The 16024-nt window shown below is 52.7% G+C and carries 13 protein-coding genes and 1 tRNA gene; 9 read left to right on the top strand and 5 right to left on the bottom strand.

What is annotated here, in order from left to right; genetic code table 11:
* Positions 1–30 precede the first annotated feature (30 nt).
* A complete protein-coding gene (locus Q0W37_RS06945; RefSeq protein ID WP_367186253.1) occupies positions 31–891 on the top strand; it encodes a TIGR02147 family protein in 861 nt (286 codons plus the stop codon).
* Between the two features lie 26 nt (positions 892–917).
* The gene (locus Q0W37_RS06940) at positions 918–3209 is read left to right on the top strand and encodes a fibrobacter succinogenes major paralogous domain-containing protein (RefSeq protein WP_297700071.1); all 2292 of its coding nucleotides are present in this window, start codon (positions 918–920) and stop codon (positions 3207–3209) included.
* A gap of 97 nt (positions 3210–3306) precedes the next feature.
* Here Q0W37_RS06940 and Q0W37_RS06935 read toward each other — a convergent pair.
* Together Q0W37_RS06935 and Q0W37_RS06930 are read right to left on the bottom strand one after the other, a co-directional pair.
* A tRNA-His gene (locus Q0W37_RS06935) sits at positions 3307–3380 on the bottom strand.
* Positions 3381–3461: 81 nt separating this feature from the next.
* Positions 3462–3827: a hypothetical protein gene (locus Q0W37_RS06930; protein WP_297700069.1), complete on the bottom strand. Its 366-nt coding sequence runs from the start codon at positions 3825–3827 to the stop codon at positions 3462–3464.
* A gap of 270 nt (positions 3828–4097) precedes the next feature.
* On the opposite strand from Q0W37_RS06930, the gene Q0W37_RS06925 reads away from it, so the two are divergent.
* Complete coding sequence (locus Q0W37_RS06925) at positions 4098–4916, top strand: MBL fold metallo-hydrolase (protein ID WP_297700067.1); 819 nt, start codon at positions 4098–4100, stop codon at positions 4914–4916.
* A gap of 22 nt (positions 4917–4938) precedes the next feature.
* On the opposite strand, the gene Q0W37_RS06920 is transcribed toward Q0W37_RS06925, so the two are convergent.
* Entirely contained in the window at positions 4939–5700 is a 762-nt protein-coding gene (locus Q0W37_RS06920) for an acyl-ACP thioesterase domain-containing protein (protein ID WP_297700065.1), read from the bottom strand.
* A 49-nt stretch (positions 5701–5749) separates the two neighbouring features.
* Here Q0W37_RS06920 and aroA point away from each other — a divergent pair, with 49 nt between their 5' ends.
* The 3 genes from aroA to dacB are packed head-to-tail and all read left to right on the top strand — an operon-like array spanning position 5750 to position 10879.
* Positions 5750–7081: a 3-phosphoshikimate 1-carboxyvinyltransferase gene (gene aroA, locus Q0W37_RS06915; RefSeq protein ID WP_367186252.1), complete on the top strand. Its 1332-nt coding sequence runs from the start codon at positions 5750–5752 to the stop codon at positions 7079–7081.
* Between the two features lie 34 nt (positions 7082–7115).
* On the top strand, positions 7116–8690 hold the full coding sequence (locus Q0W37_RS06910) for an extracellular solute-binding protein (protein WP_297700061.1): 1575 nt from the start codon (positions 7116–7118) through the stop codon (positions 8688–8690).
* A 50-nt stretch (positions 8691–8740) separates the two neighbouring features.
* Positions 8741–10879: a D-alanyl-D-alanine carboxypeptidase/D-alanyl-D-alanine-endopeptidase gene (dacB, locus tag Q0W37_RS06905; RefSeq protein ID WP_297700059.1), complete on the top strand. Its 2139-nt coding sequence runs from the start codon at positions 8741–8743 to the stop codon at positions 10877–10879.
* Between the two features lie 52 nt (positions 10880–10931).
* Here the strand turns inward: dacB and Q0W37_RS06900 are convergent, their stop codons facing one another.
* Both Q0W37_RS06900 and Q0W37_RS06895 read right to left on the bottom strand, forming a co-directional pair.
* On the bottom strand, positions 10932–11393 hold the full coding sequence (locus tag Q0W37_RS06900) for a hypothetical protein (RefSeq protein WP_297700057.1): 462 nt from the start codon (positions 11391–11393) through the stop codon (positions 10932–10934).
* A 20-nt stretch (positions 11394–11413) separates the two neighbouring features.
* On the bottom strand, positions 11414–12421 hold the full coding sequence (locus Q0W37_RS06895) for a Fic family protein (RefSeq protein WP_297700055.1): 1008 nt from the start codon (positions 12419–12421) through the stop codon (positions 11414–11416).
* Positions 12422–12637: 216 nt separating this feature from the next.
* Between Q0W37_RS06895 and Q0W37_RS06890 the strand changes: the two genes are divergently transcribed.
* The 3 genes from Q0W37_RS06890 to Q0W37_RS06880 all read left to right on the top strand — a co-directional run.
* Positions 12638–13480 carry a 50S ribosomal protein L11 methyltransferase gene (locus Q0W37_RS06890; RefSeq protein WP_297700053.1) on the top strand — a complete coding sequence of 281 codons (843 nt, stop codon included), beginning with the start codon at positions 12638–12640 and terminating at the stop codon, positions 13478–13480.
* Between the two features lie 149 nt (positions 13481–13629).
* Positions 13630–14778: a 1-deoxy-D-xylulose-5-phosphate reductoisomerase gene (dxr, locus tag Q0W37_RS06885; RefSeq protein WP_297700052.1), complete on the top strand. Its 1149-nt coding sequence runs from the start codon at positions 13630–13632 to the stop codon at positions 14776–14778.
* A 97-nt stretch (positions 14779–14875) separates the two neighbouring features.
* Positions 14876–16024, top strand: a 1149-nt coding sequence (locus tag Q0W37_RS06880; RefSeq protein ID WP_297700050.1) for an alpha/beta hydrolase, incomplete at its 3' end; no start/stop codon positions are given.

The following is a 16024-nucleotide window of genomic DNA, read 5'->3' as shown; positions in this document are numbered from 1 at the left end:
GTTGCATGAATAGATAGGATTATCTATTTTATGAGTGATATGAAATCGATTGTTGAATATAAAGATTATCGCCAATATATTCAGGACTACTACACCGAAAGGAAACGTTGTTCTGCATTTACATGGCGCGAGTTTGCGAGGCTAGCTGGTTTTGCCTCGGGATCTTATTTGAAGTTGGTTTGCGATGGCAAGACCCGCTTGGTGGAGGAAGGTGCCAAGAAGACTGCCTTGGCAATGGGGTTGCTGGGGTTTGAGTTCGACTACTTCGTTTTGATGGTTCGATACGAAAACGCAAAAACAGACCGCGAAAAGAAAAAATGCTTCGAAGAAATGGATGCATTGAGTTCGGCACATCATGTGAAAATTTTGGGCAGCGAAATGTACACCTTCTATGAAACGTGGAAACATTCCGTGGTCCGTGAATTGGCCGTGGCAATGCCCGGGGCAAAACCGCACGAAATCGCGAAAGCCTGCCGTTTCCCTATTTCTGCAGCCGATGTGAGCAACAGTCTTCGCTTTCTGACCAGTGCGGGTTTCTTGATAAAGGATATCAAGGGCTTGTATCATCAGACGAACCATTCTCTTTCCACTGGTCGCCTGAAGGTGGTTTCGGTGGCGGTTCATTCCCTGCTACGCCAGATGGGCGAATTTGCGCTAGAGTCTTTAGACGACGTGCCTATTTCGGAACGTCACTTTAGCGGCGTTACCATGGGTATGACTGCCGAAAGCTACGAGAAGGTCATTGAAGAACTTATAGAATGCCGCAAGCGCATCGTGTCGATTGTCTCGGCCGACAAGAACGTGGAAAAAGTCTGCCGTTTGAACATGCAGCTGTTTCCGCTGTCAGAAAATTTAAATCGTAGCAAGTACACATCGGGTAAAGGAGAATGAACATGTTTAATAAAAAGGTTCTAAGTATGAAGAAATGGATTCTGCCAGCGTTTGCGCTCGGGTCGTTTTTTATGGTGGCCTGTTCCGATGGCAAGGATACCGCCGGTACGAGTGAGGAGTCAGAGGGCATCACCGCGATCAAGGACTTGAACGTGGCGGGCACCGCGCAGAAGGGACCGTTCGTGAAGGGCTCTGCGGTGACGGTGCAGGGAATCGACTGCAAGACTCTGAATTATACGGGCGAAGTTTTTGATGGTGCCGTCAAGAGCGACAAGGGCGACTTTGCTGTTGACGATGTGACGCTCTCTGCATCGTGTGCGGTGTTTGCTGTGACGGGTAAATATCGCAGCGAAATTACCGGCAAGGAGTCGGCGAGCGAGATTACGCTCCATGCATTGACCGACCTGAGGGATCGCGAAAGCGTGAACATTAACGTGCTTACTGAGCTGGAATACGAACGCGTAATGCACCTCGTAAACGAAGAAGGCAAGACGTTTGCGGATGCGAAGGCGCTGGCCGAGAAGGAAGTTCTTGCGGCGTTCAGTATTGCGGGCGACTTCGACAATTCCGAAGACCTGACTATCTTTGAAAATGGAGACGGTAACGCGGCGCTCCTTGCCGTGAGCGTGTTGATGTTGGCAGAAACGGATGATGCGGGCCTTGCAAAGCGCATCGAAAAGTTCGCAGATTCGTTCGCGGAAACCGGCGAGTGGAATGATGATAAAACGAAGGCTACGATTGAAAAATGGCAGGTTGCCGCTACGACCGACGGAACGCTCGATTCGATTCGCAAGAATATCGAAAGCTGGGGCTACGCCGACGTGGTACCTGCATTCGAAAAGTATGTGGAAGTCTTCGGAAACGATGTCGTTCCTGCCTCGAGCGGAAACCTCCCCTCTTCGTCATCCTCGACCGAAGGGAGGGGATCCAGTAGTAGTCGCGTTGACCCTTATCTGAATCCGAATATTGATTATGGTGAAATGACGGATTCCCGCGATGGCAAGGTTTACAAGACCTTAAAAATCGGTAATCAAGTGTGGATGGCGGAAAACCTGAACTATGAAGCAGACGGTAGCCGCTGCTATAACGACTCTGCTGAATATTGTGCAAAGTATGGTCGCTTGTATCCGTGGGGTGTCGCGATGGACAGCATGGGAAAATGGAGTACGAACGGCAAGGGCTGCGGCATGGGTTCTACGTGCTCACCGACATACCCTGTACGTGGAGTCTGTCCCAGTGGTTGGCACTTGCCGACTAAAGCGGAGTGGGAAACCCTGTTCACCGAAGTCGGGGGTTCATCGGTTGCTGGTAATGTGCTCAAGGATTCTTCCAGTTGGGATTATGATGCCGATGGTACGGATGATTTTGGATTCTCGGCACTCCCTGCCGGCTCTCATCGCTATGATGTACATTACGAAGGCTTTGGCAAAGGTGCATACTTCTTGACATCTACGGAATACAGTGAAAACAGCTCGTATAGCGTCTTATTGGATTACAGAGACGAAGCTCATTTCTACAGCTACTACAAGTTCTACGAGAATTCTGTCCGCTGCGTCATGGATGATGACGGAAGTGTTCCGGAATCCAGCAGTAGCTCTGCGGTGTCTTCGTCATCTTCGAGTTGGGTTCCTTGGACAGAAGCTGACTCCGGTAGCACTTTTGTCTTTGACTTGAGCGTTCCCAAGGAAGCTTACTTGAATCCGGACATTCAATATGGCACTCTTGTTGATTCCCGTGACGCGCAAACTTACAAGACGGTGCAAATCGGTGACCTGGTTTGGATGGCCGAAAATTTAAACTACGCGTCGGAGGGGAGCGCTTGCTTTAACGATACCGCTTCATATTGCGAACTGTTTGGTCGTTTGTACTATTGGAGTACCGCCATGGATAGCGCGGGAACGTGGAGTGACCATGGCAAGGGTTGTGGCTACAACAAAACCTGTACGCCGACATACCCTGTTCGTGGAATCTGTCCTGAGGGTTGGCATCTGCCTTCGGCAGAGGAATTCAATAAGTTGATTGATGCGGTTGGTGGACTCGATTCTGCTAGTAGAAAGTTGATGTCTCCTGTGGGGTGGTACGATCACTTTATGACGGCGCAGTTCCATGCGGATAACTCCACCGGCTTTTCAGCAATTGCTTCTGGAGGCAAGACGACGGAATCGGGCTTTTGGGGATTGGGCCGCGGAACAGGCTTTTTCAGTTCTACCGAATTCAATGTCTACAATGCCCGCAATATGAGCCTTTACCCGTCGGAACCTGCAGTCGGTACGACAGCCAAGAAAGGTATGGAATCGGTGCGTTGCGTGAAGGACTAGCAATGAGGCGAGGCCGAAGACAGGGGGATTCTTCCCCCACTAGCAAAAATTTGTTAGGAGGAGAAAAAAGACCCCGCTTTCGCGAGGTCTTTTTAAGGGTGGGTGACCGGACTCGAACCGACAACATCCAGAATCACAATCTGGGACTCTAACCAATTGAGCTACACCCACCATGAGTGTGAGCCCAAATATAAAAAAGCCACCCTAAATTTCAAGGGTGGCTCCACATTTTTTTTGAAAAATGCGCCTTTTTTAGTCGTTTTTCATCTTCGAGATGATTCGAAGGTAGTTTGCGCGCTTGAAATCGTTGCGGTGTTCTTCGCAGAAACGGGGGTAGATGTACTGTTTCGGGAACACGCGGATGCTGAAGGTTTCGTTGCAGCCTTCGAGACAGCACTTGAAGGTGAGGTCCATGGATTCGGTGTAGTTGTGGCGGAAGATGATGTTCTTGGACTCGATGTTGTCCACGTCCTTCTTCTGCTTCTGGCGCTGCTTGATATCGCGGTGCAATTCGCAGTACTTGGCGATCGGGTGACCCCAGAATTCGCGGCCGCAGCCGGGTTCTTGGCAGACTTTCAGCTTGATACGCTTTTTCTTCTTGTACTTGGGTAATTGCATAAAAAACCTCGGGTTAGGTGTAAATATAGTAATAATCTAACCGCAGCCACGGATGCCGAAGGCGTCAAAAGGGATAATTTTTCTGAAAAATACGTGTATTAAAGAGAATCCCTTGAAAAATGGAGTTTTAGCGTTATGGAGTCTTGTAAAAAGAAAAACTTATGGGTTTTCGTGTGGACCTTGGCTTGCGCCGCGTTTTGGATTGCTCTGGTGTGCGCTCTGGCCTGTTGTTCTGCTGATTCCGGTGGGGAGGAGCCGGCGCCTTTGCGGGTGACTTTTTTGGATGTGGGGCAGGGGCTTGCCGTGTTGCTGGAATGCGATGGTCGCTACGCCCTGTACGACACCGGGCCGGATTCTGCGGGGTTGGTGGACACGCTTGCGGCCCGTGGCGTGGATTCGCTTTCCTGGGTGCTGGTGAGTCATGGGCATAGGGACCATGCGGGTGGTTTCATGGAAATGGGTTCAGCGCTTGCGGCGCATCGCCTATGGGTGGGGCGCCTGTTTGTGGGGCCGGACACGGCGGCGGGGGTGGTACCCGACAGTATTCTGCGTATAGCCCGGCAGTTTAAAATTCCGGTTGATACGCTTGTCCGAGGCGATACGGTGTGGCTTGCGGACGGGGTAGTGCTAGAAAGCCTCTGGCCTGTCGGCTATGGTCGCTTTGGCGAGAATCGGGCGAGCGTGGTGCTGAAGGTTGCTGTTACTGGTGAGGGGCGCACCCCTTTTTCGGTGGGTGATGCGGTTGAAGGGAACGGTATTTCGGAACGGCCTTCGCTCCTGCTGACTGGCGATTTGGATTCCGTGGGAGAAAATCGGCTGCTGGAACTTTCGCCGAGTCTGTCGGCGAATCTGCTGCAGGTGGCGCACCACGGTTCGGCGGGGAGCAATACGCTCCGCTTCCTTTCGCAGGTGTCGCCGCAGTATGCGGCAATCGGCGTCGGAAAAAACAACCGCTACGGTCACCCGAAAGCAGATGTCTTGCAGAAGCTCTACTATGTGATAGGCGATTCCGCCGCGGTATTCCGCACCGACCTGCACGGGAGTTTCTCGTTTGAAATGCGGCCTGGAATCGGGGTGGTCCTTCCCTAAGGGCCGCGGGATAATGCCCTTATTATTCCCTGAATCCCACGCGGGCCTGGAAATGGCAGCGGTTCGTGGTGGGGCTCTTTTCCATATCGGCGTTCATGCCGAAGAATACCGCGTGGTGGTTCGTGTCCTTGAAACGGATGATGTTCACGTTCGCGCCGAGCGGCACCTGGTTTACGAAATTCAGCTGCAGCGAGCGGATGCCGCGTTCCTTGATTTCCCGCTTGTCCAGGCAGTCCATGATCCAGTCCACGTAGCGGCAGTGATTCACGTGGTGGTTCACGTCGAGGTCGCTGTTGCGCGCTTGTTCTGTATAAACTAATCGCGGATCTTCGCCCATGGGCAGTACCTGGAGCATTTCGGGAAGAGCGCTTTTTTCGAGCTGCACCGGGAAGGGGTAGGGGCTTCGGGAAGGGTTCTCGGCGTAGCCGGTTTTCAGGTTCACCAGAATCCATGAAGATGTCCCTTCGGCGAGGGCGTTTCCCTGGCTATCGATGACGGCGTAGTCCTTGAGGACCACCTTGTCCTTGTAGATTTCCTTGATCCAGGTCGAGACGCTTAGCGATTCTCCCATGAGCGGCGTGTGGTTGATGCGGACTTTCATTCGCGTAATGGCGGAGGTGTAGCCGGCCTTCATCATTTGCCAGAGCCCAAATCCGTTTCTTTCGGCATCGGCGATCGCCGCTTCTTCCATGAACTGGAAAAGGCGCGACAACTTGAGTCTGCCGTGTTCGTCGCAGTCCGAAAAGCGGACGGTGAATTTGAGGTCTGTGATTTCGCTCATCATTTAGTGCTCCGTTTATCTATTTCCTTTTTTAATTTATAAATTTACAAATATGGATACACCTTTTTTTCGCCCCAGTCATATTCAGATTCCTGCTTTGACGTCTTATAACGGTGAACTTCGCGTCCCTGGTTCCAAGAGCATCACGAATCGTGTGCTTCTGGTTTCTGCACTTGCCGAAGGTACCACCCGTCTGCATAACTTGTTGAAGAGCGACGATACCCGCTATATGGGCGAAGCGCTCAAGGCGCTTGGCATCAAGGCGGATATGTCCGAGGACTTTACCGAGGCCGTCATCGAAGGTAATGCGGGGCCGATTGACGCTCCGTCGATGTTGATTGAAGATGACCAATATGTGGCGGGCCTTTACCTGGGTAATGCGGGTACGGCCATGCGCTCCCTGTGTGCGGCCCTTGCTCTTGGTCGTGGAGTATTCCACCTGAGCGGCGAAGAACGCATGAAGGAACGCCCCATTCGCGACCTGGTCGATGCGCTCCGGGCGCTCGGTGCCGATATCGACTACATGGAAACGGAAGGCTTCCCGCCGGTGTGCATTAACGCTCACGGACTCAAGGGTGGTTCCGTTTCGGTTCGCGGAAACATTTCAAGCCAGTACCTTACGGCGCTCCTGATTTGCGCTCCTTACGCCGAAACTCCGCTGCATATCCATGTCGAGGGCGAACTGATTTCTGCGCCCTATATCCTTTTGACGCTTGATGTCATGAAGCATTTTGGCATCGAGGTGAAGCATGCGGATTTGGTCGACTTTTATGTACCCAAGGGAGTCTACAAGTCCCCGGGCGACTACATGGTCGAAGGCGACGCAAGCTCCGCGAGCTATCCGCTGGCGGCCGCTGCCATTGCGGGCGGCAAGGTGCGTGTGTTGGGTGTCGGTACGGAATGCCGTCAGGGCGATATTGCCTTTGTCGATGTCCTCAAGAGAATGGGGGCAAACATCACTATGGGGCCCGACTGGACGGAGTGCTCGGGAACGGGCGGCAAGCTCAAGAGCCTTGGCGAATTCAATGCCGTCGAAATCCCCGATGCGGCGATGACGGTTGCGGTCCTTGCATTGTTTGCCGATGCCCCGATGACAATCAGCGGCATTGCGAGCTGGCGTGTCAAGGAAACGGACCGCATTGCGGCCATGGCGGCAGAACTCCGCAAGGTGGGCGCCGATGTCCGCGAGACGACGGATTCCATCACGGTGACGCCTCCGGAAAAACTGCAACCGGCGACTATCGAAACCTACAACGATCACCGCATGGCGATGTGCTTTAGCTTGATTGCCCTGGGCGGTGTTCCGGTCAAGATTATGGATCCGGCCTGCATCAACAAGACGTACCCGAAGTATTTTGAGGACTTTTTGAAAATAGCGCGTTAGCAGTCTGTTGCTAATTTGTATTTTAGAGAATACTATGTTCAAGCGTATTTATGGCATTGCGGTTTTTGTGGCGGTTCTCGCTTTGGGCGGGGCCGTGCCGGTACACGCCGTTCCCGAACTGCGTGCCATGCCGTCTGGTGCCGATACGCTTGTGCTGTGGGTAATGGACCAGGACATGAACACGGGGGCCACGCTGCAGAAACTGATGCGCAAGTACTCGCACCAGAGTGGCATCCCGGTCAAGATCCGTTTCCTCGACTGGGGAAGCGCGTTCAGCGAACTGAACAAGGTGCTTGCGACCGAGGCCGGCTCGGGCACTGATTTTCCCGATGTCCTTCAGCTGGGTTCGAGCTGGGTTCCGTACTTTGCGAAAGCGGGGCTGATTGCCCCTGTGTCTGACTTGTTGGACGTCGTGGATACGAGCCGCTTCTATCCGGAAGCGATGAAGGCCGCCCATATAGGCCACGACTCTGTTTTCTATGCGATTCCCTGGTTCCTGGATGTCCGTGGGTTCTTTGCAAACGAGCGCCTATGGCTGGAACTCGGACTGCATGACAGCGAAATTGATACCTATCCTAAATTTTATGGGGTTCTGCGGGCCGTTGCCGAAGCGAACGTCGTGAATCGTCATGGAGTTCCTGTCGTTCCCTTTGAATTTGGCGTCAAGGACGACTGGACCGGCTATCAGCAGATGTCCCCGTTCCTCTGGAATTTTGGTGGCGACTTTGTGGCTGAAACGGAAACTGGCTACCGGAGCGCCTTGGCCGATTCTTCGACCCTGGTCGGGCTTCGCCATTACCTGAAACTTTTGCGCGATCAGGACGTTTCTCCTTACAACCTCAAGGAAAATTCCAGCCAGAGTGCGGACCGGTTCGTGCGCTCAGAACAGCTGCTGATTTTTGGAACGACGGAACTGATCCGTAAGGTGGAGTTCGATAATGACCTCGGTGGTCTTATGGATAGCCCGATTGCAAAAGACGGGCTCACGACGGTAAGTACGCCTAGCGGTCCTGCAGGGAGCTTTACGTTCGTGGGCGGTAGCCACCTCACGCTTCCGAAAAATGCTAATCCGGCGAAGTTGCAACGCGCACAGGACCTGTTCCTGTTTATGCTCCGTGCCGACAATATCGACTTCTATTCCAGAAAGACCGGCTTTTTGCCGCCGGATAAGGGGCTTATCCGTATCTGGATGCAGGACGCCCGCTACGGTCACCTGGTCGAGGGGCTTGAACATCATGGCCGTAGCTGTCAGAACATTCCCGAGTGGAGTGAAATCGAAATGACGGTGAACGGTATGGTGAGCTCGATTGCGGCGAATTTGTTGAAAAATGCATCTGACGTGAACGAGGTGACGGCGCGCTTGGTGCTTAATGCGCATCAGAAAATCAATCGCATCCTGGGGTATGAAAGTAGCGAAAAGACCTCCGTGGTGAATGAACGCATTCGCATGTCCTTGATGCAACCTGTCGAAGAACAAAAATACGACAAGGGCGTCAGCGTCGTCGAGGATTCCCCCCGGTTCAGCCTTCGCCTGATTGTGGTGCTTTCGCTCGGTGTCATTGCGATTGTTCTGTTGATCGTTTTTCTGATACGTTTCCGCAAGCATTAGATGATTCCGATGTTGTTGCAGGGCGCGAAGCAATCTTTGCTGATTTTGATATGCGTAAACTGATTTGCTTAATTTGTCTATTCTCGGCATTTTGCTTTGCCGGCTTTCAACTGGATTCTTTTCAGGTTTACGTTGATTCGGTTGTTCCGGGTTCGCGCTACGGCCTGTCGATTCGTTCGGTGAAAACGGGCGCCGAGTGGGGGAATATCCGCGGCAAGGAAAAGTTCACGCCTGCAAGTACTTTGAAAACCTTGACGACGGCGACCGCAATTCATTACCTGCCGCTTGATTATGCGCCCAAGACGGAGGTGTCCTTAAGCGGAAGCTTGCGTCATACCAGGTTTGTCGGAACTATCCATGTTCGTGGCGGCGGTGATCCGAATTTTTCGGGCCGTTACTACGCCGATCCGTTTTACATGTTGTATGCGATGGCGGATTCCATTCATGCTTTGGGAATCGACTCCGTATCGGGAATGATCCGCCTGGATTCGAGCTACTACAAGGGCCCGTGGCGTGCCGAACATTGGCGCAAGAATTTTTATGACGCATGGTACGGTGCCGAAATTGCGCCTCTCGGATTCAACGACAATTGCACCATGATCCGTTTTAAGCCGGGCGAGAAAGTGGGCGATACCGCTCGTGCAGAGATTCTTCCCGATGTGGGCTATGTCGTCTTGAAAAATGAAATGTTGACGGTCCCCGGAAAAAAACGCAAGTGGACGTGGGCTCTCGATTCGGCAAAACCCGAAATTACGATAGGCGGGGCGATTGGAATCAATGTGGATTCTAGCCAGTTGGTGCTCCCCGTGCGAAATCCGATTGCCTATTTCAAGGCGGCCTTCGTCTATGCGCTCAAGGAACGCGGCATTGCCTTTATCGAACAGGAAAATGTTCCGCAGGGAATACAGATAAAGTCGTTCACGTATTCGGCGGCGCCTTTCCTGAGCTTCCTTGACGAAATCAATCAGCGCAGTCAGAATATGCATGCCGAAACACTTTTCCGTAACCTGGGCGCGCAAAAGATGGGCGAGGGAAGTGTCGAAGGGGGCCGTGCAGCAGAGATGAAATTCCTGCGCGAAATCGGAATCGATACGGCGGATTTCGAAATCTGGGACGGTTGCGGCCTTTCTCCCAAGAACAAGGTGAAACCCTCGACCGAAACGGCGCTGCTTGCAAAGATGGCGCGTCACCCCAAGGGAAAGTATTATATCAACAGCTTTGCCGGTCCTGGCCTCGGTACGGGTGGCAAGCGCATGCTCGATTTGCCGTACCCCTGGCTTACGCGTTTCAAGACGGGCTTTATCGGTGAAGTTCACGGGCTGGTGGGCTACATCTATACGCTCGATGGCGATACGCTTGCCGTTGCCATGTATCTGAACGAAACGGGGAGAAACCCGGATGCAACACTCAAGGATGTCCTGGACACCTTGTGGACGCGTCTAGTTTATAAGACGAACGACCATTACGCATCGCTCATGAAAATGAAGCGGATGTGGCTTTCGGCGCAGAACGTGGCGGGGCTTACCGCAAGGCTTGAATATTTTTCGAGAATCATGAAGGGAACGCCCTACAAGCTTGGCCCCATGGGCGAAAGCTACCTCGACTCGATTGAAAATAAGCCGCTTGTCTATATGGACTCGGTCGATTGCGTGACGTACCTGGAACACGCCCTTGCCATGGCGATTTCCCCGAACGAAAACGAAATTTTCAACACGTTGCAGAAAATCCGCTACAGGGGTGGAAACATTGGCTACGTGAACCGCAAGCATTATCTGCTCGCCGACTGGGTGGGCGAAGGAACGTTTGCCCGCCCCATGAAAATCCAGGGGGATACGGTTGTTTTCCGCACGATGCCGAAACAGTCGTTCTTCAAGGCGAAAAAGATTAAGTACGAATCTCCCGATGCTCCGATGGAGTTGCGCTACCTGCCCTATGACCGTGCCGTGGAGATGGCGTCTAGGCCTTACGAGGGGCCCCTCATGGTAACGGGTGTCGCCTTTGTCGCGAATATGGACAACCTCGACGCGACCCACACGGGCTTTGTCGTGTTCCGTAACGGGGAAAAACCGCTACTTCGCCATGCCGCATACAAGAAACAGGTGCTGGAACTTCCTCTTGTCGATTACCTGAAAAGTCGTAGCAAGGCAAAACTTCCGGGAATTACCTTGTTCGAATTCCTGAAACCGTAATTCGCTCCGTTTTAGCGAATCTAGTGTGTCATCCTGAGCGAAGTCGAAGGATCTATTCCCCTAAATCGAACGCAAGGATGGCGACGAGTTCGTGCTCGTCACTTTCGTTGTCCTGCGTATTGTCGCCGCCTCTTTCGAACAGAGTCCAGGCGTCGGGCATCCATCCGTACGATGCCATGGTAAGCTCGTTACCCATCGCGATTTCGGCGGCCTCCACTTCTTCCCAGCGGACGGGGCCTGCGGGCGCCTTGTAGTAACGCAACATTCCGAGCGCATCCATCGATTCGGGGTAGTTGTCCACTAGCTGATAGACGCAGTCCTTGTAGCTTTCGCCTTTGAGGCGTATGACTCGGTAAAGGCGACGGTGTCCGAGGAACTTGGAAAGATCTCCGTGGTGCACATCCACTTTTGCCCCTTGCCCTAGAAACGAGACCAGTTCGCGGAATACTTCCGAGTCCTCCTCCATAAAGGGGGATAGCTTTTTGATCAGGGCCTTGGCGTCTAACGGGTGCATGTCGTAAGTATAGATAAAATTTAGACCAGCGAATATTTCTGGCTTCTACCGCCCTTGCTTTCGGCGCGGACGATGCCTTTTTTGATCAGGTTCTGGATGTCTCGGAGCGCGGAATCGTGGCTAGTACCGGTAAGGCTTGCGATTTCCTTTACCGAGAATATGTCGGGAAGGTCTTTATTCCAGACGGCCTCTACGATTTTCCGTTCGCGACCTTTGAGGTCCTTCTGCTGATTCTTTTGTATGAACCTCATTTTCTTGAAGGTGTCTTCAAGATCCCTTTCGCGTTTTTCGATGGCGTTCCGCAAGGTTCTTAGGAACCACAGAATCCATTCGGTAAGGTCGCCGTTTCCCGATTGGGTCCGGGCGAGAATTGCAAGATATTCTTCGCGGTGTTCGAAAATTTCTAGGTTAAGCGTGAATAGCGAGCGGCTCGTGTTTTCGCTTCGTGCAAGGAGCATTGTCGAAAGGGCCCTTGCAATGCGGCCGTTGCCGTCTTCAAAGGGGCGGATAGTCAAGAACCAGAAGTGCGCTATGGCGGCCTTGATTGCCCCATCCTGGCTGGAACATTCGAACCATTTCAGGAACCGTCCCATTTCAAGCGGAATTCTTTCGGCGCCGACCCCGGTAAAGGTTTCCACTGAATTTTCCTTTGTCCTGAAACTTTTTACCTTGTTCTGACCGATGGCGGCATGCCATGCGAACAGCCTTTCTTCGGTAAGGGGGAGTCGGGCGTTTTGAAGCGCGCCTATCCAGTTGCGGATTTCGCCTTCGGCGCTGTTCCTTTTTTCGATTTCGTCGATGACCGTTTCCAGGTTGAGCATGTAGCCGTCCAGGGCGTAGCTTGCGACGATGTCCTGGGCGAGCATCTGCGTTTCCGTCTGGCGGTCATCTGCAAGGTCTGCGATACCGATTAGCCGCCCTTCTTGCAGGCGCGTTTGGCCCAGGGCTTCCATTACGCTTTGTGCATTGTAGCGAAATTGGGTCCAGTCGGGGTATTGGTGAATAAAAAGCGGCTTGGAGGGTATCATTTAACGCAAAATATACGTAGAAAAGCGGAAAATGTAATCACCCAAATAGGAATGTTCCAACTTAGAGCAATTTTTTTGTGATTTTTCTCACTTTTTTGAAATTTCTTGTATATCTTTATTTACAAGAAGGAGCTTAAACCAAGCGTTAGAGGTGTTTTCGCTTGGTAAGAGGCTCGGCGGGGGAGCGCCGAGTCTCTTTCTTTTTAAATTTCGCCTATGCAAAAAATCGATACATGGTACAAGGCCGAGGGCTACTGCCCCGCCGAAGAATTTGAAATCGCGAGCTACCTGCTTTTCGAGGCAGGTGTGGCTACGCTCGAAGAATTGGATCCGAAAGAAGAGGGCCGCACGGACTTCTGTTTCTATACCGGTGACAAGGCCGAACGAGACCGTATCGTAAATGAATTTCCGCAGTACCATTTTACGCTGAGTGACGAACCCGCTAAGGATTGGGACAAGTGGTGGCGTGACCGTGCCCAGCCCGTGTCTGTTTCTCCGCATCTGTGGGTGCGCCCGCCCTGGGTGGAATTTACTCCCGACGACCCGAAGGCCGTGGTGCTTGAACTCGAGGCGAAAACTGCTTTCGGTACTGGCGAACACGATACCACTAGCAGCTGCGCCACCCTTATGGAATCGGTCGATTTCAACGGCAAGACGGTGCTCGACATTGGAACGGGAACGGGAATTCTCGCGATGTACGCCCGCCGCTTGGGTGCAAAGCTCGCTGTCGGTACTGAAATTGACCCGCTCACCATCCCCTGCATTGCCGAAAACTTTGAACGCAACGGCTTTAAGGAAAGCGACTGCATCCTCGGATTCCTGGATGCGTTTAAGGATGGCGCGAAGTTCGATGTCATTCTCTGCAACATGATCCGCAGCGAACTCTGGCCGCTTCGCGACGACATCGAAGACCTGCTTGCCGCCGGCGGTGAACTGATTATCTCGGGACAGCTTCTCACCGAAAAGGATTATATCCTCAAGTGGTTCGAAGAAGCCGGCTTCAAAGTCAAAGAAGAACGAATTAGCACAGAGTGGTGGAGTGTGCTCGCGCGCTCCTAAATGAGCCGAGGCGGCAATTTAATAAGGTCCCTGAGCCTGCCGAAGGGCGAAGTCAAAGGATCTATTGTAGACTGTCATTCCCGCGAAGGCGGGAATCTTCGGAATGTCATTTTTTTATCTTTCGTGTTGTATAAAAAAAGAGGCTTTTTATGAAAAACGTAGTTCTTCTCGGTGCGACCGGTTCTATCGGTACTTCTAGCGTCGATGTCATTCACCAGCATTCCGACATCTTCAATCTTTATGCCGTTGCGGCAAACAGCAGCGTGGCGAAGGTTGCCGAAATCGTGCGCAAGTACAAGGTGGAACGCGTGTGCATGTTCAACGAGGCTGCCGCCAAGGAACTCGAAAAGGAACTCGGCATGAAGGTGCTCGCCGGCATGGAAGGCCTGTGCGAACTTGCTGCCGACCCGAAGGCTGACATCATCATCAACTCGTTGATGGGCGCCGTGGGTTGCCTCCCGACCATTACCGCTATCGAACACGGCAAGCATGTGGCTCTCGCCAACAAAGAAACCATGGTCATGGCAGGCCCTGTGATTTGGGACAAGCTTGCTGAAAATCCGAAGTCCTTCATTACGCCGATTGATTCCGAACACAGCGCTATTTTCCAGTGCCTCGAAGGCGGCAAGCGCGAACACGAAGTCGAATTCCTCGAAATTACGGCATCGGGCGGCCCCTTCCGTGAATGGCCGATTGAAAAGTTTGAAAACATCACCGTGGCCGACGCCCTAAATCACCCGGTGTGGAGCATGGGCAAGAAGATTACCATCGACTCCGCCTCTATGATGAACAAGGGCCTCGAAGTTCTCGAAGCTCATTTCCTGTTCCACATTCCGTACGACCAGATCAAGGTGGTGGTTCACCCGCAGTCCATGGTACATTCGCTGGTGCAGTTCCGCGACGGCTCCCTGATGGCGCAGCTTGGTGCTCCTGACATGCGCATCCCGATTCAGGTGGCGCTCACGTGGCCCGATCGCCTGCAGCTCGATACCAAGCGTATCGACCTGCCGACGCTCGCGAAACTGACCTTCTTCGAACCGGACTTCAACAAGTTCCGCTGCCTCGCCCTTGCGTTCGAGGCGGGCCGCCGTGGCGGTATCGTTCCTTCGATGATGAATGCTGCGAACGAAGTGCTCGTGGATGCGTTCCTCAAGGGTAACCTCAAGTTCACCGACATCCCGCGCCATGTGGAAACCATTATGGCCGGTGCCCCGAACGTGACCGGTCACCTGACGCTCGACCAGGTGCTTGAAGCCGACGCCGAGGCTCGCCGCCTGACGCTCGACCTGATTAAGTAATTTGTAATTTTGTGCAACAGAATTACTTGCCGCTCCTTTAACGGGGCGGTTTTTTGTTTATATTTTGTAGGTAATTCAGGTGCAGGAAGGTGAATTCATGAAATGGTTCTTTGCGGTGTTATGTCTGTTGCTTGCCGTTTCTGCATTTGCCCAAAACTTTAGCGGTAATCAGACCGTTACCGGCAAATTGGAATACTCCGCAAAGTTTTCCGATGTGGACTACGTGGGAGACGGGATGGTCTACCACATGCTGGACGTCTATCTTCCAAAACAAATTAAAGACTCGTACCCTGTCGTGTTGCACACTTACGGTAGCGCCTGGGGCCTCAACAACATGAAGGAATTTACCGATTTGCATACGATATGTGCCACGCTTCTTAATGCGGGCTATGCCGTAGTGACGCTGAATCATCGAGCTTCAAGCGATGCCATTTATCCGGCGCAGTTGCACGACCTCAAGGCCGCAGTGCGCTTTATTCGCGCTAACGCGGCGAGATTCAAGATAGACACTTCGTTTGTGGCCATGTCTGGATTTTCGTCGGGTGGGCACCTTTCAAGTTTGGTGGCGACAACTTGCGGCCTGACCGAGGGAAGGGCCGGTACGGTGACGGTCGATTTGGTGGGGAACCTCGGCAAGTTTACCTCGTTCAGCAGTTGCATCGATGCGGCGTCGCTTTGGTCTCCCCCGACCGACATCTATACCATGAATCCCATTGGCGGTGTGAACGGTACCTTCGAAGGAGCTTTCATCGGAGCCGAACGCGAAGGCAACAAGGACAAATATCTTGTGGCGAGTTCTCCGTACTATGCCAGCGAAGACGATCCACCCGTCATTTTATTCCATGGAACGGCAGACCCGGTGGTGAATAAGGAACAAAGCGAGGAACTTTATGATTCCCTTCGGATTCACAACGTAGTGGCAGAACTTGTTCTAGTCCCCGATGGCGTCCATGGCGAAAGCGTGATGTACTCGGATGAAAATTTGTACAAAATGGTTCGTTTCTTTGATGCCGCCCGCGTGTCCAAGGCGAATTCCGGCTTTCGCAAGACTTCCTCGATTTATGGCGGTGCGCGTGTTGGGGCTACCCGCTTGAAAAATTCGGCTGAGTCGTTTCGGGTGTATTCCCTAGATGGAACTCTCGTCGCGAAAACAAAAAATCTTGATAAGTCTTGCTTGAAACCCGGCACCTATTATGTTGTTCAGGTCAAGGCCCAGCGCGGAGTGTCCACTCAAATGATTTCTGTT

The organism is uncultured Fibrobacter sp. (assembly GCF_947166265.1).
GTDB lineage: Bacteria > Fibrobacterota > Fibrobacteria > Fibrobacterales > Fibrobacteraceae > Fibrobacter.
This window is presented reverse-complemented; position numbering and strand designations above follow the sequence as displayed.